The sequence below is a fragment of the Pseudomonas asiatica genome, from assembly GCF_040214835.1.
GTDB classification, from domain to species: Bacteria; Pseudomonadota; Gammaproteobacteria; order Pseudomonadales; family Pseudomonadaceae; genus Aquipseudomonas; species Aquipseudomonas putida_Z.
Genome location: NZ_CP157874.1, coordinates 84038 through 104066 on the forward strand (window position 1 = coordinate 84038; position 20029 = coordinate 104066).

Below are 20029 nucleotides of genomic sequence, written 5' to 3' on the forward strand. Positions count from 1 at the left end.
TGCCATCACCGTTTGCGGACCCGGGCATGACTGAAGACGCTGAGCGCTGGAAAGAAAAATACCTGAAAAGCATCGAGCAGCAGGAAAAGCTCGAGCGCCGTTGGGACGCCCGTCTCGACCTGCTGCGTCGCGGCCTGGTACGCAGCACCCTGGCTGCCGAAGGCAGTGACAAGGTGGTGGACCAGTGCATGAAGGAAATGCGCGAGGTTATCCGCAGCGACAACATGGACGCTGGCCTTGCCGGGCTGATTCCGCGTCTTGAGAAGGCGGTGCTGGACTCCGAACAGCGCCGGGAAGCTCGCATGAATCAGGTCAGCGATGCGCTGACCGCGCTGGTCGACCAACTGCAAGGCCTGCCATTGCCGAACGATGTGTCGCGGCCGTTGAAAAAGCTGGCGAAGAAGCTCGACGGTGGCGTGGCCCAGTCACGCGACCTGCCACCGTTGCTGGGCGAGTTGAGCGGCTTGCAGGGCCGTGCGCTGTCAGCCCTGGGCAAGTCGGGGGAGGACGCCCGACCCGGCTTCTTGCAGCGCTTGTTCGGTAGCCGCGAGGATGACGCGCAAGGCGAGCCAGCGCTTGTGCCGCTGACGCTGCCGGTTGCCGAGGCGCAGCCCTTGGCAGCACCGGCCAACGTCGGTGCTCCGCAGCCCGACGACGTGGACGCGCTGCAGCCGCTGCCAGTCTCTTCAGCATCTGTTGTCGAGGCGCCCGTAGTGCCAGAGCCCGCGCTGGAGACACCTGGCCCGGCGCTGATCGAAACAGCCGAACTGTCACCAGCCCCGCTGCCGCAGCCGCTACCGGACGATGTGCCGGCACCGGAAGCTGTCGCCAGCGAGCCTCCGGCTGAAGCAGGACCGGCGCAAACACTCGAAGAAACCTTCGGCGAAGACGGCCCCTATGCCCTGCCCTACGCGGTGGAGCCGCCCTACAGCCAGGTTGCCGAGCACATCGAGCACACCCTGATCGGCCTGCTCGATGACCTCAGCCTGCCGGAGCGACACAAGGCCCAGGCGCTCGAGATGCGTGAGCGGGTCGCCCGCGGCTTGAATTGGTATGAGCTGATCCCGGTGCTGGATGACCTGGCTGTGCTCATGCTGGCGATCACCGACAGCGGCCAGCACGAATTCGAAACCTACCTGCAGCAGCTCAACGAACGCCTGGAAGGTTTCCAGAGCCACCTGCACGAGGCCAGCGCCGGTCACGCCGACAACAGCTCGGCCGCCCGCGAGCTGGATACCCAGCTGCGTGAGCACGTCGACGGGCTGCAGAGCAGTGTGCAAGGTGCCGCCGACGTCGACAGCCTCAAGCACATCCTGGAAAACCGCCTGGAAGGCCTGTTGGTGACTATGGACGAGCACAAGCATGAGCGTGATCGCCGCGAGCAGGAGCTGGCTGGGCGCCTGCAAGGGCTGTCGGAGCGGGTGGCGAACATGGAGCAGGAGGCGCTCGGCTACCGCGAGCACCTTGAAGAGCAGCGCCAGAAGGCCTTGCTCGACCCCCTCACCGGTTTGCCCAACCGTGCGGCCTGGAGCGAGCGGGTCGAGCGCGAAATGCTCGAATGGCAGGCACATGGCGGCCATCTGGCGATGGCGATCCTCGACCTGGACCATTTCAAGCGTATCAACGACAGCTATGGGCACCTGGCCGGGGACAAGGTACTGAAGATCGTCGCCGACCAGTTGCGCAAGCGCCTGCGCAGCGGTGACTTCATCGCCCGCTTCGGCGGCGAGGAGTTTGTCCTGTTGCTGCCGCAGACCTCGCCGGCCGCCGCTGCCCAGATAGCCGAGGTGCTACGGGCCACGGTCGAGGCGTGCCCGTTCCACTTCAAGGGCGAACGGGTGGTGATCACCACATCCATCGGCCTGGGTGCATTCCGTTCCGGCGAGCGCGGCGACCAGGTACTCAAGCGCGCCGATGCGGCGCTGTACCGGGCCAAGGAGTCGGGGCGCAACCGCGTCGAGCAGGCGTAGCCGGCAGCCGCTGACTCGCGGCAAGCACGGCCCTTGGGGAGCACGTTATACTGTAGCGCTCATACGCTGAGGCTACTGACGTGCTTTCCACGCTTAAAAAAACCCTGATTTCCTTCCTGCTGTTGTCTGTCGCCGGTTGCTCGACAGGCCTGCGCATCGACCGTAGCCACCCTTCGGTCAACCAGGACAACCGCATCCAGTTCGTGGTCTTGCATTACACCAATGCTTCGCTGGAGCGTTCCCTGGCGTTGCTGACCCATGGCGAAGTCAGCAGCCACTACCTGATTGGCGATGGCCCGGCGACGGTGTATCAGCTGGTGGATGAAAACCGCCGCGCCTGGCATGCCGGTGATAGCCAGTGGCAGGGTCGGACCTGGCTGAACTCCTCGTCCATCGGTATCGAAATCGTCAACCCGGGCTTCACCGATACGCCGAATGGCCGGGTCTGGCACCCTTACAGCGAAGCGCAGGTCCAGTCGCTGATCGCGCTGCTCAAGGACATCGTCAAACGCAACAACATCGAGCCACGGCACATCATTGGCCACAGCGATATCGCGCCGCTGCGCAAGCTTGACCCGGGGCCGCTGTTCCCGTGGAAGCGCCTGGCCGACGCCGGATTGGGTGTCTGGCCGGATGCAAATGCCGTGGCACGGCAGCAAGCCTATTTCAGCGTCAACCCGCCGAGCGTTGGCTGGTATCAGCAGGAGCTGGCGCGGTTTGGCTATGCGATCGAGCAGACCGGGGTACTGGATGTTGCCACCCGCCATGTGATCGCCGCGTTCCAGATGCGTTTCCGCCCGCAGCGCTTCGATGGCATGCCGGATGCGCAGACGGCGGCGATGCTGCAGGTGCTCAACCGGATGCGTTGAGCTGCCAAGGTGGGACGGGCTCTTGTGTAGGAGCGGCCTTGTGTCGCGACGGGCTGCACAGCAGCCCCAGGATCTTGGTTCCAGCACAGACTGCCGGGGCCGCTTTGCGGCCCTATCGCGACACAAGGCCGCTCCTACAACAGGCCCCGGCGATTGTAGCGAAACGCCAAACGGCGAGGTGATTCCTGATTCAGTTGCTATACCTTAGTTATCAACTGGATGCCCTCGATGTCAGCCTTCATCGCCTTGATGCGCCAAATTTTTTACCGTCCCTGGATGCTGGCCACATTGGCAGCACTGGCCAGCGCGGCACTGTTGCTCTCTGCCAGCATCGGCATTGCCCTGCAACAGATGAAGCAAAGCGAGAGCGCACAGATGAATGCCCAGGGCGAGCGCTTTCTCGAGCGCCTCGAGCAGGTGTTCGGCCAGTTGCGCGAAGGGGTCGACCTGCTGCAGGCGCAGCCCTTGCGCGGCTGCAGCCCGGCGATGCTGACGGCATTGCAGCAGGTAGGCCTGAGTTCACGCTTCATTTATGAAGCGGCATACGTGGATGGGGATATCGCCTGTTCGAACCGCGGTGATGAGCGGGCGTTCGAACCCTTGCGGGTCCCCGACATCCAGGGGCCGACCTACAGCTACTGGCTGAACACAACGACCGAGCCGAACGAAAACCTGGCCGCGTTGATGCTGGGGCGGGGCAAGTTCGTGGTATCCACCTCTCGTGGCCACCTGACCGATGTGGTCGACCTGCCCCCTGGCGGCAGCCTTGTGGTGGTGCTGGACAACGGTACCCGGGCCATCCCTGTGCTGGGCCCACCACAGGTATGGCCGCCACCCTCGGCCTGGTCGACCAGCCACAAGTCGCTGCTCGAGCTCAGCGACCGCCTGATCTACCGCATGCCGACCAAGTCACCGGACTACCAGCTTGTGCTGATTGCCCCGCGGGCGAGCCTGCCGTTGAGGATGAATGGCATGCTCTGGCTCCTGTTCCCCGGCAGTGTGCTGGCGGCCTGCTGCATCGGCTGGCTGGTGCTGCAACTCATCCTGCAGCGGCGGTCGATGAGCTCGGAATTGCAGAATGCCTTGCGCCGCGGCGAACTGCAGGTGCTCTACCAGCCGATCTTCGAGCTCGACAGCCGGCGCTGTGTCGGAGCCGAGGCCCTGGTGCGCTGGCGTCGCCCGGACGGCACCCTGACCAGCCCGGACCTGTTCATCCCGCTGGCGGAAAACACCGGGCAGATTCGCCAGATCACCGACTTTGTCCTGCAGCGTGTGCTGGAACAGTTAGGGCAACTGCTGCGCTCGCACCCCAACTTGTACATTTCGGTGAACCTGGCAGCTTGCGATGTGATGGTGCCGCGTATTGGCCGGGTAGCTGCGCGCTTGCTGGCAATGCACCGGGTGGCGGCCAGCCAGATTGCCTTCGAAGTGACCGAGCGCGGCCTGATCGACGTGGTGGTGGCGCGCGACAATCTGCAGGCGTTGCGCGCAGTAGGGCATCAGGTGCTGATCGACGACTTTGGTACGGGTTATTGCAGCCTGGCCTACCTGCAGACCCTGCCGGTGGACTGCCTGAAGATCGACAAGGCCTTTATCGATGCCCTTGGGCATGACGCCGCCAGCAGCGGTGTTGCCCCGCATATCATCCGCATGGCCCACGACCTGCACCTGCGGGTGATTGCCGAAGGCATCGAGTGTGAAGACCAGGCGGTGCTGCTGAACAGCGAAGGGGTCAATTATGGCCAGGGCTGGCTGTTTGCCCGGCCACTGAATGCCCGGCAGTTTGCCGAGCTGGTGACCCGCGGACGGCTGCCGCGGCGGGTTGAGCATTGAGTGATTACTGCTGGACTGCGAGATCTCTGTAGGAGCGGCCTTGTGTCGCGATAGGGCTGCGGAGCAGCCCCAGCAATTTGTGCACTGGTGCTGAAATCCTGGGGCCGCTTTGCGGCCCTATCGCGACACAAGGCCGCTCCTACAGGGGGCGCGTCACAGGCCGTCAGACCGGCAGTGCCATGTAGAACTGGGTCCCCTGCCCCGGTCGGGAAAACACGCCCATGCGCCCGCCATGCAACTGCACGATTTCTTTGCACAATGCCAGCCCCAGCCCCGCGCCGCCTTTCTTGCGCCCTACCTGCACGAAGGGCTCGAAGATGCGCCCCTGTTGCCCATAGGCAATGCCCTCTCCGTTGTCCTCGACACTGATGATCACCCGCTCCGCATGCCGTCGTGCATGCAAGCGGATACGCCCGCCGCTGGCGGTATGGCGGATGGCGTTGTGCAACAGGTTGTCCAGCACCCGGTCGAGTTGGGAGACGTCGGCCTGGATACGCGGTAGCGGCGGCTCCAGCTCCGTGATCAGCTCGATCTGCTTGTTCACCGCCGGCTCGGCAAAGCGCTGTTGTGCACGCTCCAGCAATTCGTCGATGGCGCAGGGAGCCAGCTCGAGCTTCTGCATCCCGCTCTGGTAGCGGCTGAAGTTGAGCAGATCGTTGATCAACTGGGTCAGGCGCTGCATTTCCTCGCCGATGGTTTCCAGCAGGTCATGTTCGCGCGCCTCGGGCGGAAACTTGAGCCGCTCGCGCAACAGGCCGAAGGCCATGTGCATGCCGGTCACCGGGGTGCGCAGCTCGTGGGAAGCGCGCAGCACGAATTCGCTGCGCACGCGTTCGAAGGCTCGCTGCTCGGTTACATCGTGCAGCACCATCACCGCGCCAAGGATCGGCCCTTGCGGGTGGCTGACCGGAGTCAGGCTGTAGGCGAGCAGGCGCGTTTCGTCATCGACCTCCATGTTCAGGTCGTCCGGCTGGCGGTCGAGGTTGCCGCCGCGCAGTACCTGGCGTAGCTGCTGCTCCAGCTCCGGGCGCTGCAGGGCTTCGGCCAGGCTGCTGCCCACGCGGCTATCGGTCCAGCCCAGCTGGCGTTGCGCCACCGGGTTGAGGTGCTCCAGCCGGCCTTGGCGGTCGATGATCAGCAGGCCATCGTCAATGCTGTCCAGTACCGCCTGCAAGCGTTGCTGGCCGGCCAGCAGTTCATCAACGTTGGTGGCCTGGTGCTTGCGCAAGGCATCGGCCATCAGGCCGAAGCGGCGGGTCAACTGGTTAAGTTCGGTGGCCTGGGTGACCGGCAGGGTTACGTCGAAATTACCCTTGCCGAGTTGGTCGGCCGCTATGGCCAAGGCTTCGATTGGCTGGCCGAAGCGCCGGGCAATGTTGTGCGCGGTGATGAAGCCCAGCACCAGCACCACCAAGCCCATCAGGCCAAGTACGCCGCTGACCAGCAAGGCGTGGTCGCGGGTGTGCTCCTCGCTGCGGGTGATGTGCTCCAAGGCCTGCTTGTGGGAATCGATCAGGTCGGTGCGGACCTGGTTGAACGCGGCCCCCAGTGGTTGTTCAACCCCCATGCTGCGCGAAGGCGCCGGGCTGTCGCGGTAGGCCTGGAGAAAAGCCTGGTAATTGCTGCTGGCCTTGCTGAAGCCGGTGCGCTCGCCACCTTGGTCCAGCCCTTGGTTGAGCAGGGTCTGGAAGTTGTCCTGCAGTAGCCGCAGGTTTTCCGGGGCGGTCTCGTCATCGAGGATCAGGGTCAACTGTTCGCCAAGGTTCTGGCGCAACTTCAGCCCAATTTCCAGGGCGTGGGTGGTATCGCGCACCAGTCGCTGTTGCACCGTGGCCATCTGCAGCACGCTGACCAGGCCCAGCAGCAGCCCGAGCAGGGCCACGGTGACCAGCGCCGAAATGCTGAGGAAAAGCCGCGTGCGCAGCTTCATGGGCGGCCACCTCATAGGTTGTACTGCTTGCGCTTGCGGTACAGGGTGGAGGCATCGATCCCCAGGGTCTTGGCGGCTTGGTCCAGGGTGTCGCTTGCGGCCAGCACCGCACCGATGTGGGCGCGTTCCAGCTCATCCAGGCTCAGCGCGGCGCCAACCCGCGGGGCATTGCCTGCGGGCTGCTCGCCCATGCCCAGGTGGCTGATTTCCACACGTTCCTGCGGGCAGATGATGCTGGCCCGCTCCACCACGTTGCGTAATTCGCGAATGTTGCCGGGCCAGCGGTAGTTGAGCAGGGCCGTACGGGCTTCGTCACTGAAGCCGCGGGCAGGCCGGGAGTATTCCTTGACGAAGCGGGCGAGAAAGCGGTCGGCCAAGGTCAGGATGTCTTCACTGCGCTCGCGCAGGGGCGGCAGGTGCAGGGTGATGACGTTCAGGCGATACAGCAGGTCTTCGCGGAAGCGGCTTTCACGCACCATCTCTTCGAGGTTGAGGTTGGTGGCGGCGAGAATCCGCACATCGGCGCGACGGGTGACCGGGTCGCCGACGCGCTCGTATTCCTTGTCCTGGATGAAGCGCAGCAGTTTGGGCTGCAAGGTCAGTGGGAAATCGCCGATCTCGTCGAGGAACAGCGTGCCCCCATCAGCCTGGTTGACTCGCCCCAGGGTGCTTTCGCTGGCGCCGGTGAAGGCGCCGCGGGTGTGGCCGAACAACTCGCTTTCCATCAGCTCGGCGTTCAGTGACGGGCAGTTGATGGTCACGCAGGATTTGCGCGCGCGCTTGCTCCAGCCGTGGATGGCCCGGGCCAGCTCACCTTTACCTGTGCCCGACTCGCCAAGGATGAGGATGTTGGCGTCGGTGGTAGCGACCTGGCGGGCGGTTTCCAGTACCGCCATCATGGCCGGGCTGTGTGAGTCGAGGCCGTCCTTGGGTTTGCGTACTTCACCTTCCAGGGCCTCCAGGCGCGCGGAAAGCTGGCGCACTTCCAACTGCTTGGAGGTAGCCAGGCGCAGCTGGTCGGGGCTGCACGGTTTGACCAGGTAATCGGCGGCGCCTGCCTGGATCGCGTCTACCGCCGTATCGATCGCCGAGTGTGCGGTGACGATCACCACCCGCATCCATGGGGCCTGGATACGCATCTGCGCCAGCACATCGAGGCCGTTGTCCTCGCCCAGGCGCAAATCGAGGAAGCACAGGTCGAATACCTGGCGCTGCAGCAGGGCTTCGGCCTGAGCAGCGCTGTTGGCCGTCGCCACGCTATAGCCCTCGTCCTCCAGGCAGTAGCGGAAGGTGCGCAGGATCGCGGACTCGTCATCCACCAGCAGAATGCGGCCTTGGTTGTCCTGGGCTGACTCCATGTGCTGCGCTCCTTTAGGAAAGATCTTCATTTAGTGTGGGAAAAATCGGGCAAGTTGCATGGTCCATTGTGAAGGAACCTGTCCTTTGCATGCTAGCCAATGGCCAATCAACGCCTGGAAGGCCGCGATATCCCGATGATTTCCTTAGAGGTCCACGGTGGCACATTGGTTGCGAGGATTTTTAGCTTTTGCTCTACAAAAGGAGGCACTGCCATGTCCTTTTCCATTCGCACCGCCGTGTTGGCAACCACCCTGCTGCCGATGTTCACCCCGGCATTCGCCGGCCCGGTGCAGGACGCCCGCCTGGAGGGGGCCCTGCAAACTGCCCTGTCGCTGAACCGCATGCTCGACCCGTTCCGTATCCAGGTCGAGGTGGACGGCAAGCAGGCGCGGCTTTCCGGTGAGGTGGAGAACGACGTCGAACGCCAGCTGGCCGAGCATGTGGCGCTGGCTACCCGTGGCATCGAGCAAGTCGACAACCAGCTGCGGGTCAATGCCCAGCTGGTGGAGCGCCCGCTGGCGCTGCGTGCCTATGCCCAGCGCCTGGAGGATGCCACTCTGGCCGCGGTGATCCGTGCGCGGCTGTTATGGAGCCGCACCACCGAGAAGGCGCCTATAGATGTACAGAGCAGCGAAGGTGTGGTGACCCTGCGTGGCAAGGTCGACAGTGCCGAGGCCAAGGAGCTGGCCGGCGTGGTGGCGCGTACCACCGAGGGTGTGCACCTGGTCAACAACCTGGTCAGCCTCGATAGCGCCGCCATGGCCAAGGCCCGGGAAACCCCGGTGGGGACGCCGACTGGGCCGCAACCGAGCGACAGCTGGATCATCGACAAGATCCAGAACAGCTACCGCTTCAGCCGTAACCTCGATGGCCTGAACCTGAAAGTGGCCAGCGAGGAGGGTTTGGTGCGGCTTTCGGGCGAGGTGGTCAGCAGCGAGCAGAAAACCATTGCCGTGGAAATCGCCCGGCAGATCATCGGCGTGCGCGGGGTGGATGCCGACCTGCTCAAGGTGGCGACCAAGGTCGAGGGCTGATCGTGCAATTCGCACGACGGCCCGGGCGGCATCGTGCAGGATACGTCCTTGCCGGTTTTGCAGAATTCACATAACTATATGATTTAAATGAAGTTTATTTGATTCGTAAGGCTGGCATGCAGGCTGCAATTACCTGTTCAGGTTTGAACAAGAATTACAGCAGGAGGAGCCGGCATGACCCGCCAATCCGTCAACCGCTTGCAGAGCGCTGCACTGCCCCTGAGCCAGGTGCTTTCACTCGGCCTGGCGCTGTTGCTGACCTTGGCCGCTGGCCTCTTCTATTACAGCTGGCAGACCGCGCGCCTGACCGAGCAAGTGGCGGCGCAGACCGCCCTGTTGACGCAGATTCAGGCAACCCGTGCCAATACCTTGGTCAAGGCCGCCGACCCGCTTCCAACTGGCCAGGCCACCGCGTCACCGGCCACCCTGGAAAGGGTCGTACCCCAGGACCGCTGGGTGTTCTGACCGCTGGCCTTAACGATTTCAAAAAAGAAAGGAGAACCACCATGCTGAGTTGGGCTATCACTTTCCTCATCATCGCCATTGTCGCCGCCGTACTGGGCTTCGGTGGTATCGCGGGCGCTGCCACCGGTATCGCGAAGATTCTGTTCATTGTCTTCCTGGTGCTGTTCGTAGCCTCCTTCTTCTTTGGACGTGGACGAGGTTGAAGATGGGCAGGAAGCGTTGGACATCCCTGGCTGCCGCCCTGTTACTGGGCGGCAGTGCGGCGGCGATGGCGGCCAATGACGGCCAGGTCCGGGTCGACCAGCTGCTCGGCTCGGACCCGGAGTACCGGGAAACCTGGCAGGACACGATTGAAGGCGAGGAACGTCTGCCTGATTGGGTGGTCAATCTGACCGGCAGTGCCCAGCAGCAGATGTCTGCCGTTACCGAAGACGGCGACAAGTACCTGGTCGGCCCATTGTGCGAACGCCAGGACAACTGCACCTACAAGCGCCTGATCGTGGCGTTCAGCTGGGACAAGGACGATGCCTACGGGATGCTCGTGGAGGTACCCGAAGGTTTGCCGAGCGACAAGTCGCCCACCCGTCACGCGCAGTACCGCTGGCTGGGTAAGCCGGACGACGGCATGAAGGCGATGCTGCAGGAGCAGCTCAAGCGTGACCCGAACTGGTACTGAGCATTTGCACCCGGTACGGAGTAAAGGTCATGCACTGTCACGAAATAGAAGCTGAACCTTTCTATATTTCAGCCTTCTATGATGCGCCGCCCCGAGGAGGGGCTGCACATGACCAAGGGGCCGGGCTGTTCTGATTGTTGCAGGATCGGAGTGGCCTAGGGGTACAGGGAGTGCCTCCAGCAATGGGCCGGGTCAGGAAAGGCGGAATCGGAAGTTTCAGGTCGGCGGTGCCATAGGGGCACCTGACCAGACCTGACTTCCGAGGAGCCATGTAGGAAACGTCTCTTCCCTGCGCGATTTCCTCTTCGAGACACATTTTGTCTCGACCGTACATCAATTTTTTTTCGATCAGCCTGGCGCTTGTTCAAGAGGCATTTCGGCCATTCGGATTGTCGAACAAGCCATCGCCCCTGTCCTTTTTACCCTGCCAAATCTGCCTAAATATGGCGGTTTGGTCTTGTTCGGGATTCCGAACGTTGTAAATCAAGCACTTGCGAACCTCCCGTTTTGGTCAGAAATGTTATGCACAAACGGCATGGGGTATGCGCTTCCGGCATTAGATTTCCCCCTTTGCCATCGCAATAGTTGCCGCCTTTTTCGCCGGCCCGAGCGCCCTGTCGCTCGCCTGCGGTGTCCTTACATGAAGTCGCCGGACGGAAGCATCTGCTGCTCGTGACCTTGCCAACGGCTCTGTTACGCGCGTTTCCGTTGGGTGCCCATGACCACTAGAACAAAGGGTAAAGACATGAAGAAGGCAAAACTGAGCCTCGCCTGGCAGATCGTCATCGGTCTGGTCCTGGGTGTTGCAATCGGCGCGCTACTGAATCATTTCAGTGCAGAAAAGGCATGGTGGATCAGCAACGTCCTCCAGCCCGCTGGTGACATCTTCATTCGCCTGATCAAGATGATCGTCGTCCCGATCGTGATTTCGTCGCTGATCGTGGGTATCGCCGGGGTTGGCGACGCGAAGAAACTGGGCAGCATCGGCCTGAAGACCATCATCTACTTCGAAGTGGTGACCACCATCGCCATCGTCGTAGGCCTGGTGTTGGCCAACCTGTTCCACCCGGGCGCCGGCATCGACATGAGCACCCTGGGTACCGTGGACATCTCCAAGTACCAGGCTACCGCGGCCGAAGTGCAGCATGAGCACGCGTTCATCGAAACCCTGCTGAACCTGATCCCGTCGAACATCTTCGCAGCGCTGATGCGTGGCGAAATGCTGCCGATCATCTTCTTCTCGGTGATGTTCGGCCTGGGCCTGTCGAGCCTGCAGGCAGAGCTGCGCGACCCGCTGGTGCGTACCTTCCAGGCGGTTTCCGAGACCATGTTCAAGGTCACCCACATGATCATGAACTACGCCCCTATCGGCGTGTTCGCCCTGATCGCCGTGACCGTCGCCAACTTCGGTTTCAGCTCGCTGCTGCCGCTGGCCAAGCTGGTGCTGCTGGTGTACTTCGCCATCGCCTTCTTCGCCTTCATGGTGCTGGGCCTGGTTGCCCGCCTGTTCGGTTTCTCGGTGATCAAGATCATGCGCATCATGAAAGATGAGCTGATCCTCGCCTACTCCACCTCCAGCTCGGAAACCGTGCTGCCGCGCGTGATCGAGAAGATGGAGAAGTACGGTGCACCGAAGTCGATCTGCTCGTTCGTGGTACCGACCGGCTACTCGTTCAACCTCGACGGCTCGACCCTGTATCAGAGCATCGCGGCCATCTTCATTGCGCAGCTGTACGGTATCGACCTGTCCTGGAGCCAGCAGCTGCTGCTGGTGCTGACCCTGATGGTCACTTCCAAGGGTATCGCTGGCGTACCGGGTGTTTCCTTCGTGGTGCTGCTGGCCACCCTGGGCAGCGTGGGCATCCCGCTGGAAGGCCTGGCCTTCATCGCCGGTGTCGACCGCATCATGGACATGGCCCGTACCGCCTTGAACGTTGTGGGTAACGCCCTGGCAGCCCTGGTCATCGCTCGCTGGGAGGGTATGTACGACGCCGCCAAGGGCGAGAAGTACTACGCCTCGCTGATGGCCGGCAAGCAGGAAGCGGCCATGGTTGGCGAAGCTGCCAAGCGCTGAGCCTGATGAGCTGAACAAAAAGCCCCGACCTGTCGGGGCTTTTTGTTGCCTGTGAGATCTTGGGGCCGCTTTGCGGCCCTTTCGCGACGCAAGGCCGCTCCCACAACGGCCGGCGTACACCGACCTCTGTGGGAGCGGCCTTGTGTCGCGATACGAGGGCGCAGCCCTCGCCTGCGGTCTCCAGCCTTACGCCCCGATACGCTATCATTCGGGCATTTTTCAGGGGGAACACACGGATGCTCAACGGCCTTTGGCTTGGCTTTTTCCTGGTGGCGGCAGTGTCCGCCCTGGCCCAATGGCTGGTAGGCGGCAACGCCGGCATCTTCGCGGCGATGGTCGAGAGCATCTTTGCCATGGCCAAGCTGTCGGTCGAGGTGATGGTGCTGCTGTTCGGCACGCTGACCCTGTGGCTGGGCTTTCTCAAGATCGCCGAGAAGGCTGGCATCGTCGAGTGGCTGGCCAAGGTGCTCGGCCCGCTGTTTGCCCGGCTGATGCCGGAAGTTCCGCCCGGCCACCCAGCCCTGGGCCTGATCACCATGAACTTCGCCGCCAACGGCCTGGGCCTGGACAACGCCGCCACGCCGATCGGCCTGAAGGCCATGCGCGCACTGCAGGAGCTGAACCCCAGTAGCACCACGGCGAGCAACGCGCAGATCCTGTTCCTGGTGCTCAACGCCTCGTCGCTGACGCTGCTGCCGGTGACGATCTTCATGTACCGGGCCCAGCAAGGCGCGGCGGACCCGACCATGGTGTTCCTGCCCATCCTGCTGGCCACCAGCGTCTCGACCCTGGTCGGCCTGCTGTCGGTGGCGGTGATGCAGCGCCTGCGCCTGTGGGACCCGGTAGTGCTCGCCTACCTGATCCCCGGTGCATTGCTGCTGGGCGGCTTCATGGCCTTTCTCGGCACCCTCTCGGCGGCCGCGCTGGCGAGCCTGTCGTCGATCCTGGGCAACCTCACTTTGTTTGGCGTGATCATCCTGTTCCTGGTGATCGGCGCCTTGAAGCGGGTGAAGGTGTATGAAGCCTTTGTCGAAGGCGCCAAGGAAGGCTTCGATGTGGCCAAGGGCCTGTTGCCTTATCTGGTGGCGATGCTGGTGGCGGTGGGTGTATTGCGGGCCTCAGGCGCCCTGGAGCTGGCCTTGGACGGTATTCGCCATGCGGTGACCTGGCTGGGCCTGGACACCCGCTTCGTCGAAGGCCTGCCCACGGCGCTGGTCAAGCCGTTCTCCGGCAGCGCGGCGCGGGCGATGCTGATCGAGACCATGCAGACTCACGGTGTGGACAGCTTCCCGGCGCTGGTGGCGGCGACGATTCAGGGGAGTACCGAAACCACCTTCTACGTGCTGGCGGTTTACTTTGGTGCGGTGGGTATCCAGCGCGTGCGCCATGCCGTCGGTTGCGCATTGCTGGCGGAGTTGTCCGGTGTGATCGCAGCGATCTTCGTCTGCTACTGGTTCTTCGCCTGACTTATCTGCTTGGCATGCGCGGGCATTTGTAGGAGCGGCCTTGTGTCGCGACGGGGCGCGAAGCGGCCCCCGAATGTTAGCGTCAATGCAGAAATCGTCGGGGCCGCTTTGCGGCCCATCGCGACGCAAGGCCGCTCCTACAAAAGCAGGCAGGGCTTCAGTGAGCAGGAACGCTGGCTGCTTGCGCAATGGTCCAACTGACCACCTGCCCGGTCAGCTGGTCGCAGGCCTTCCCGAAGCCGGCAACCACCGCTGATACCTGCTTGTCGGCCAGCGGCTGGCGGATTTCGAAGCGTTTGCTGGCCAGAATGCGTTGGCTGCGGCCCTGGACCAGACGTGCGTCATAGCGGATCACTACCTCTACCGCCCCGCCCTCGCGGTATTCGGCCTGGAACGCCTGCAGCTCGCCAGCCAGCTCGTAGTCGGCCTGCAGGTTGCTGTCGTCGGCGCTAAGGCGCTGTACCTGGCCGTCACGCTGGAAACCGTCGAGCAGGCGGTTGCGCAGCAGCACCGGTACTGCGTCGCTCCAGCGCGCGCCTTTGTAGCTGCTGACCACATCGCCCTGGGGAATCACGGCAATCCGTGGCCCGGCCAGCACTTCGCTGGCCAGCGGCTTGTTAAGGCGCAATGACCAGTCCAGCGCCGACGCCGTCCGGCCGGGCTGGTCCACCGGCAGACGGTACAGGTCGACGGGCTCGCTCTGCGGCAGGATCGAGCAGGCACTGGCCAGGCTCAGTGCGGCCGCCAGGGCCAGCAGGCGCAGTGACGGTTTCATGGTTGGAACTCCTTGTTGTTGTCGCGGCCGAGCAGGTAGCCGCTAGGGTCGGCCTCCAGTTGCCGGGAAATGCCTTTGAGTGCGTTGAGGGTTTCGCGCAGCTCGCGAATCGCCGGGGTCAGCTGGTTCAGGCCCTGGGCACCGTCGCCGATGGCCTCGCGGTTGTCCTCGAGCAGGCGGTTGATGGTGGCGGTGCTCTCGGCCAGTGACTGCATGGCCTGCTCGGCGCTGCCGATTGCCTGCTTGCCTTCGCTGCCCAGCAGGCCGTTGGCATTGCGCATCAGTGCCTGGGTTTCGGCCAGGGTGGCGCTGGCCTGCTTGCCCACCTGCACCAGTTGCTCGATGGCCTGGGTGATGCTGCCGTGCTGGCCAGCGAAGGCGCCGGTGGTCTTGTCGAGGTTGGACAGGGTGTTGCTGAGGTGGCCGATGTTGTCCTCGGAAAACATCTGGTTGGCGTTGTGCAGCAGCAGGTTGATGTTGGTCACCAGATCGCTGCTGTCATTGAGCAGGCGCGAGATTGGCGAGGGCGATGCGATGATCACCGGCAGCTTGCCGTCCTTGCCTTTCAACTCGGGGCTTTGCGGGGTGCCCCCGCTGAGCTGGATGAACGAGTTGCCGGTCACGCCGGCCAGGGTCAGCTTGGCCTGGGTGTCTTCCTTCACCGGGGTGTCAGCGCTCAGGCGCACCCGTGCCAGTACCCGGCGCGGGTCTTTCGGGTCCAGGCGCAGGGTGGACACGTCGCCTACCTTGATGCCGTTGTACTGCACCGGGCTGCCACGGGACAGGCCGGAGACGGCTTCGTTGAATACCACTTCGTAGTCCTTGAAGGCGTCGTCGACACTCGACTTGGCCAGCCACAGGCCGAACAGCATGGCGCCGGCCACCACCAGGACGGTGACCAGGCCGATAAGAACGTGATGGGCTCGGGTTTCCATTGTTCAGCGCTCCTGCCCGGCACGGGTGGCGGCCTGCTCGGCTGCGCGCCCGCGTGGGCCATGAAAGTATTCTTGAATCCAGGCGTCGTTGGTCTGCTCGACCTCGGCCAGTGGGCCGGCCACCAGGACCTTCTTCTGCGACAGCACGGCGATGCGGTCGGTAATGGTGTACAGGGTGTCGAGGTCGTGGGTGATGAGGAACACCGACAGGCCCAGGGCATCGCGCAGGGTCAGGATCAACTGGTCGAAGGCGGCGGCGCCGATCGGGTCCAGGCCGGCGGTGGGTTCGTCGAGGAACAGGATGTCCGGGTCCAGTGCCAGGGCCCGGGCCAGCGCGGCGCGCTTGATCATGCCCCCCGACAGCGAGGCCGGGTACTTGTCAGCGGCCGAGATCGGCAGCCCGGCCAGGGCCAGCTTCACTCCGGCCAGGTGCTCGGCATCGGCGCGGGACAGCCCGGCGTGCTCGATCAGCGGCAACGCCACGTTTTCGGTGACGGTCAGCGAAGAGAACAGCGCGCCCTTCTGGAACAGCACGCCGAAGCGCCGCTCGACCAGTGAGCGCTGCTCTTCGCGCAGGCCGGCCAGGTCCTGGCCGAACACCTTGATCTGCCCTTCGTCGGGCCGCCGCAGGCCGACGATGCTGCGCAGCAGCACCGACTTGCCGCTGCCCGAGCCGCCGACCACGGCGAGGATCTCGCCGCGATACAGGTCGAGGTCGAGGTTTTCGTGCACGCTCTGGCGGCCGAAGCGGTTGCAGATGCCGCGGGCCTCGATCACGCGTTCCTGGCCACTCACCAGCCCATCTCCATGAAGAACAGTGCGGCCACCGCATCCAGCACGATGACCACGAATATCGACTGCACCACCGCCGAGGTGGTGTGTGCGCCCACCGATTCGGCGCTACCACTGACCTTGAAGCCTTCCAGGCAGCCGATGGCGGCGATCAGGAAGGCGAAGAACGGTGCCTTGGCCAGGCCGACCAGGAAGTGCTGCACGCCGATGTCGCTTTGCAGCAGCGACAGGAACATGGCTGGCGAGATGTCCAGTGACAGCGCGCACACCACCGCACCGCCGACGATGCCGCAGATCATCGCGATGAAGGTCAGCAAGGGCAGCGAAATCAACAGCGCCAGTACGCGCGGTACCACCAGCATCTCCATGGGGTTCAGGCCGAGGGTGCGGATGGCATCGATTTCCTCGTTGGCCTTCATCGAGCCGATCTGCGCGGTGAACGCGCTGGCGGTGCGGCCGGCCATGAGGATAGCGGTGAGCAGCACGGCGAACTCGCGCAGGAACGAGAATGCCACCAGGTCGACGGTGAAGATGGTCGCACCGAAATCGGCCAGCACCGTGGCGCCGAGGAAGGCCACCACCGCGCCCACCAGGAAGGTCAGCAGGGCGACGATGGGCGCGGCGTCCAGGCCGGTCTGTTCGATGTGTGCCACGACCGGGGTGAAGCGCCAGCGATGAGGTTGCAGGGCGCGGCGCAGCAGGGTTTCGAGGATCAGGCCAACGAAGCCGAGCACCTGCATGGTGTCTTGCCACAGGGTACCGACGGCGCAGCCGATGCGTTCCAGCAGCAACAGCAGCACGTTACGCTCGGGTTCCTTGACCGGGATGCAGTAGTCCTGCACCGAGCAGTAGACGTTCTTGAGCAGAGCGCGGCTGGCTTCGGGCAGGCCGTGGGTGCAGCGCGACAGGCGCTCGGAGCCGAGCAGTTCGGCCAGCAGCGAGGCACCGGCGGTATCCAGGCGGCCCAGTTGGCTGAGGTCGGCGACGGTATCGGCAGCGTATTGCGCGCGCAGGCGCTCGCTCTCACGCTTGAGGCTGGCGTAGTGCGCCAGGGTCCAGTCACCGGTAATGCGCAGGCAGGCCGGTTGGCTACTGGTGTCCAGGGTGGCGCTGGGGGTGGTCATCGGCTCCATGCTACTGACTCGGCGCTAAGGCTTAGGGCCTGATCATAGCGCAGCGGGCATGGGCTGTTTGGTGATTATGTGCTGTCTTCACGGACCTTGGGGGCCGCAAAGCGGCCCCTTTCACTCACCCCGCGGGCGCTTCGTCGACCACCTTGAAGCGCAGCACGCCGATGACCTGCCCATCTTCGGTCAGTACCCTCACCTGCCACTTGCCCACCGGGTTCGGCGGGAAGTTCTGCTTGTGGGTCCAGGCCCGGTAGCCTTCCTTGCGCCCGCCGTGGATGTCCAAGGCAATACGGTCGACTTCCTGGCCGTCCTTTTGCCACACATGGTAGATCCGCTCGTTCAGGCCGCGTGGCGCGTTGATCGCGGTGTAGGCGTACAGGCCGCTGCTACGGATGCGGCTGGCAGCAACTTCGTCCAGCGAATCGCCCGGCTGGCGGTTCAGCACTTCGGTGCTGACCGCCACTTCGGTCATCCACAGGGTCGCTGGCGGCACCCAGGAACGCAGCAGCCAGCCCCCGCCGCCGACCGACAGGGTGACCAGCACCAGGGCCACGGCGCGGCGCCAGTTGTTGATCGGGAAGCTGCTGGCCAGGCTGGGGAACGACAGGGCCATGGCTGCAATCAGGGCCAGCTTGAAGCTTTGCGCTGTGGTCAGGTGCAGGATGATCGGCAGCGCGGTCAGCAGGGCGGCGAACAGGGTCAGGGTATGCAGCGCCAGGAACAGCCAGCGCCGCGGTGCCAGCCACTTGTAGTACAGCGGGTCGATGATCGAAATCAGCCCGGCGGCGCCGAGCAGGCCGGTGAACACCAGTTGGCCGCTGTTCCAGGTGGTGGTGATGAAGAAGAACGGCAGTACGAAGAACAGTGATTCCTGGTGGATCATCTGCGTCGCGTAGCGCAGCAATGGCTGCGGTATTTCGCGGTTGAAGGTGCGCGCGAACAGGCCGGTGAGGGTGTTTTCCAGCATCAGCCAGAGCCAGCTGACCAGCATGAGCACAGCTACCCAGCTGGCCAGGCCAGCCTGACGGTCGACCAGGATGAAACTGCCGATGCCGGAGAGGAAACCACCGAGCGCGATGATGCCGGGGTAGCGTTTGAGCAGTTCGATGATGCGCTGGACGATGTGGGGGATTTGGGGCATTGGGGGCTACAACAGAATGGGTGAGGTGACTGTGCTGGGCTCTTCGCGGGCGGGCCCGCTCCCACAGGGTCCGGGTTGTCACTGACCTTTGTGGGAGCGGGCGTGCCCGCGAAGAGGCCGGTACTGGCAAAAGGATACCGTCGTTTCACTGCTCGCGTGTAGCACCGCTCGGTTTTTCCGGACCATGCCGACGCCAGCGCAGCAGCCCCGCTGCCAGGATCAGCCCCAACAGCAAGGCAACCAGCCCGTAGAGCTCATCATAGCCAAGCAATGGTTTCTCGATACGCACATAGCCATCTTCCTTGAGCAGTTCCTTCAGCGCCTCGTTGGCCTGCACCAGACTGACCTGGCGCAGCTTGCGCACCGGGTTGACGAAGCGCCCGTCGCTATAGTCGTTCAGCGCGCCCCAGTAGTAGTCGGCCAAGGCACTGTTGCCCTGAGTGCTCCAGCTTTCCTTGGCGACGCTGGCGTACTTGATGCGCTCGAAGGTATCCGGGTCGAGGCCTTCCTTGCGCAGGTGGTCGAACAATTTCTGCATCACCTCGACCGCCTGGTCGATATCCTCGCGCTCCAGGTCGGCATTGAGGCTTAGCAGGCCGGTGTCGCCAAAGCTTTCGCGTTTTGCCGAAGGGCCGTAGGACAAACCGTTGCGCAGGCGCATCTGGTCGTACAGCGCCCAGTCCAGGTAGTGCGACAGCAGGTCGAGGGTGGCCTGGTGGTCGTTGTCCAGCACCGGCTCGACGAACAGCCAGTGCAGCTTGACGCTGTCACCCAGCCAGCCGCGGGTCAGGTCGCGGCGCTGTGCAGCTTGCTGGCCGATGCTTTCCAGGGTGCGGCGCTCCTCCGGCTCGGTGGCGGGCAGTTCGCCAAAGGTGCGCTCCAGGTAGGCCGGCAGCAGGCGGTCGAGGCCGCCGACCACGATCAGGGTCATGTTGTTGGCCGCGTACCAGCGGTCACGCAAGGTGTTCACCTGCTCCAGGGTCATGTCGTCGAGGTTGGAGCGCTCCGGGCATTTCAGGCCCAGCTCGGTGGCCAGTTGGTCACTGGCGGGGTGGCCGATGTCCTGGCGGTCGAGCCAGCGCTGCAGGTGGCCATAGTGGCCGCCATCCTCGCGCTCGATGATGCGCTTGGCGGTGGCCAGGGCCTTGGCATCGATGCGGGTGTCGTGGATCACCGCCAGCAGCAGGTCGAGGATTTTGCGCTGGTTGCGCGCCGGGGCTTCGATGACGAAGGTGGTGTCGGCGCTGCTGGTGTAGGCGTTCCACTCGCCGCCCAGCGATTGCAGGCGCTCTTCCAGGCCGCCCTCGCCAGTTTCGTCGATGCCACTGAACAGCAGGTGCTCGAGCAGGTGCGGCAGCTCTTTCTGCTCGCAATTGAAGTCATCCAGGCCGACGCCGACCACCAGGCGAATCGCCACATGGTCACGTTCATAACCGTTTTTCAGGATGACCTGCAGGCCGTTGGGCAACAGGTAACCTTCAACCCGCGAGCGGTCGAGGGCGAATGAGGGCAGGCTGCAGATCAGCAGGCAAACGAACATCAGGCAACGCATGGGCGAGCTTGGGTCCTCAGGTAGGCGA

At 63.7% G+C, this 20029-nt stretch carries 17 protein-coding genes; 9 read left to right on the forward strand and 8 right to left on the reverse strand.

Annotated elements, in window-relative coordinates:
- Window positions 1-26: 26 nt before the first annotated feature.
- The 3 genes from ABNP31_RS00420 to ABNP31_RS00430 all read left to right on the forward strand — a co-directional run bounded on the left by ABNP31_RS00420 (window position 27) and on the right by ABNP31_RS00430 (window position 4672).
- Complete coding sequence (locus ABNP31_RS00420) at window positions 27-1970, forward strand: diguanylate cyclase (RefSeq protein WP_350012898.1); 1944 nt, start codon at window positions 27-29, stop codon at window positions 1968-1970.
- Window positions 1971-2050: 80 nt separating this feature from the next.
- Entirely contained in the window at window positions 2051-2839 is a 789-nt protein-coding gene (locus ABNP31_RS00425; protein ID WP_025337228.1) for an N-acetylmuramoyl-L-alanine amidase, read from the forward strand.
- Window positions 2840-3067: 228 nt separating this feature from the next.
- Complete coding sequence (locus ABNP31_RS00430) at window positions 3068-4672, forward strand: EAL domain-containing protein (RefSeq protein WP_025337229.1); 1605 nt, start codon at window positions 3068-3070, stop codon at window positions 4670-4672.
- 163 nt (window positions 4673-4835) lie between these two features.
- Here the strand turns inward: ABNP31_RS00430 and ABNP31_RS00435 are convergent, their stop codons facing one another.
- Together ABNP31_RS00435 and algB are read right to left on the reverse strand one after the other, a co-directional pair.
- Complete coding sequence (locus ABNP31_RS00435) at window positions 4836-6617, reverse strand: KinB sensor domain-containing domain (protein WP_238067115.1); 1782 nt, start codon at window positions 6615-6617, stop codon at window positions 4836-4838.
- A complete protein-coding gene (algB, locus tag ABNP31_RS00440) occupies window positions 6614-7960 on the reverse strand; it encodes a sigma-54-dependent response regulator transcription factor AlgB (RefSeq protein ID WP_025337231.1) in 1347 nt (448 codons plus the stop codon). Before algB ends, ABNP31_RS00435 begins: the two co-directional genes overlap by 4 nt.
- A 213-nt stretch (window positions 7961-8173) precedes the next feature.
- Between algB and ABNP31_RS00445 the strand changes: the two genes are divergently transcribed.
- From ABNP31_RS00445 to ABNP31_RS00470, 6 genes are all read left to right on the forward strand, one after another.
- Entirely contained in the window at window positions 8174-8995 is an 822-nt protein-coding gene (locus tag ABNP31_RS00445) for a BON domain-containing protein (RefSeq protein ID WP_025337232.1), read from the forward strand.
- 174 nt (window positions 8996-9169) lie between these two features.
- On the forward strand, window positions 9170-9460 hold the full coding sequence (locus ABNP31_RS00450; protein WP_025337233.1) for a hypothetical protein: 291 nt from the start codon (window positions 9170-9172) through the stop codon (window positions 9458-9460).
- A 41-nt stretch (window positions 9461-9501) separates the two neighbouring features.
- On the forward strand, window positions 9502-9663 hold the full coding sequence (locus ABNP31_RS00455) for a DUF1328 domain-containing protein (protein ID WP_003252966.1): 162 nt from the start codon (window positions 9502-9504) through the stop codon (window positions 9661-9663).
- Between the two features lie 2 nt (window positions 9664-9665).
- Window positions 9666-10136: an inhibitor of vertebrate lysozyme family protein gene (locus ABNP31_RS00460; RefSeq protein WP_025337234.1), complete on the forward strand. Its 471-nt coding sequence runs from the start codon at window positions 9666-9668 to the stop codon at window positions 10134-10136.
- 745 nt (window positions 10137-10881) lie between these two features.
- Window positions 10882-12210 (forward strand): glutamate/aspartate:proton symporter GltP, encoded by a 1329-nt coding sequence (gltP, locus tag ABNP31_RS00465; protein ID WP_025337235.1) that lies wholly within the window; start codon window positions 10882-10884, stop codon window positions 12208-12210.
- A gap of 236 nt (window positions 12211-12446) precedes the next feature.
- The gene (locus ABNP31_RS00470; protein ID WP_085619011.1) at window positions 12447-13676 is read left to right on the forward strand and encodes a nucleoside recognition domain-containing protein; all 1230 of its coding nucleotides are present in this window, start codon (window positions 12447-12449) and stop codon (window positions 13674-13676) included.
- 157 nt (window positions 13677-13833) lie between these two features.
- On the opposite strand, the gene ABNP31_RS00475 is transcribed toward ABNP31_RS00470, so the two are convergent.
- The 6 genes from ABNP31_RS00475 to ABNP31_RS00500 all read right to left on the reverse strand — a co-directional run bounded on the left by ABNP31_RS00475 (window position 13834) and on the right by ABNP31_RS00500 (window position 20001).
- The gene (locus ABNP31_RS00475) at window positions 13834-14451 is read right to left on the reverse strand and encodes an ABC-type transport auxiliary lipoprotein family protein (protein WP_238067116.1); all 618 of its coding nucleotides are present in this window, start codon (window positions 14449-14451) and stop codon (window positions 13834-13836) included.
- The gene (locus tag ABNP31_RS00480) at window positions 14448-15386 is read right to left on the reverse strand and encodes an MlaD family protein (protein WP_046616914.1); all 939 of its coding nucleotides are present in this window, start codon (window positions 15384-15386) and stop codon (window positions 14448-14450) included. Before ABNP31_RS00480 ends, ABNP31_RS00475 begins: the two co-directional genes overlap by 4 nt.
- A gap of 3 nt (window positions 15387-15389) precedes the next feature.
- Window positions 15390-16181, reverse strand: coding sequence for an ABC transporter ATP-binding protein (locus ABNP31_RS00485; protein ID WP_015268492.1), 792 nt, complete (start codon window positions 16179-16181; stop codon window positions 15390-15392).
- Entirely contained in the window at window positions 16178-17311 is a 1134-nt protein-coding gene (locus tag ABNP31_RS00490) for an ABC transporter permease (protein WP_025337239.1), read from the reverse strand. The genes ABNP31_RS00485 and ABNP31_RS00490 overlap by 4 nt, the downstream gene beginning before the upstream one ends.
- Window positions 17312-17426: 115 nt before the next feature.
- Window positions 17427-18449, reverse strand: a complete 1023-nt coding sequence (locus ABNP31_RS00495; protein WP_238067117.1) for a DUF5924 family protein — start codon at window positions 18447-18449, stop codon at window positions 17427-17429.
- Window positions 18450-18594: 145 nt separating this feature from the next.
- Window positions 18595-20001 carry a M16 family metallopeptidase gene (locus ABNP31_RS00500; RefSeq protein ID WP_350012899.1) on the reverse strand — a complete coding sequence of 469 codons (1407 nt, stop codon included), beginning with the start codon at window positions 19999-20001 and terminating at the stop codon, window positions 18595-18597.
- Between the last annotated feature and the right edge of the window lie 28 nt (window positions 20002-20029).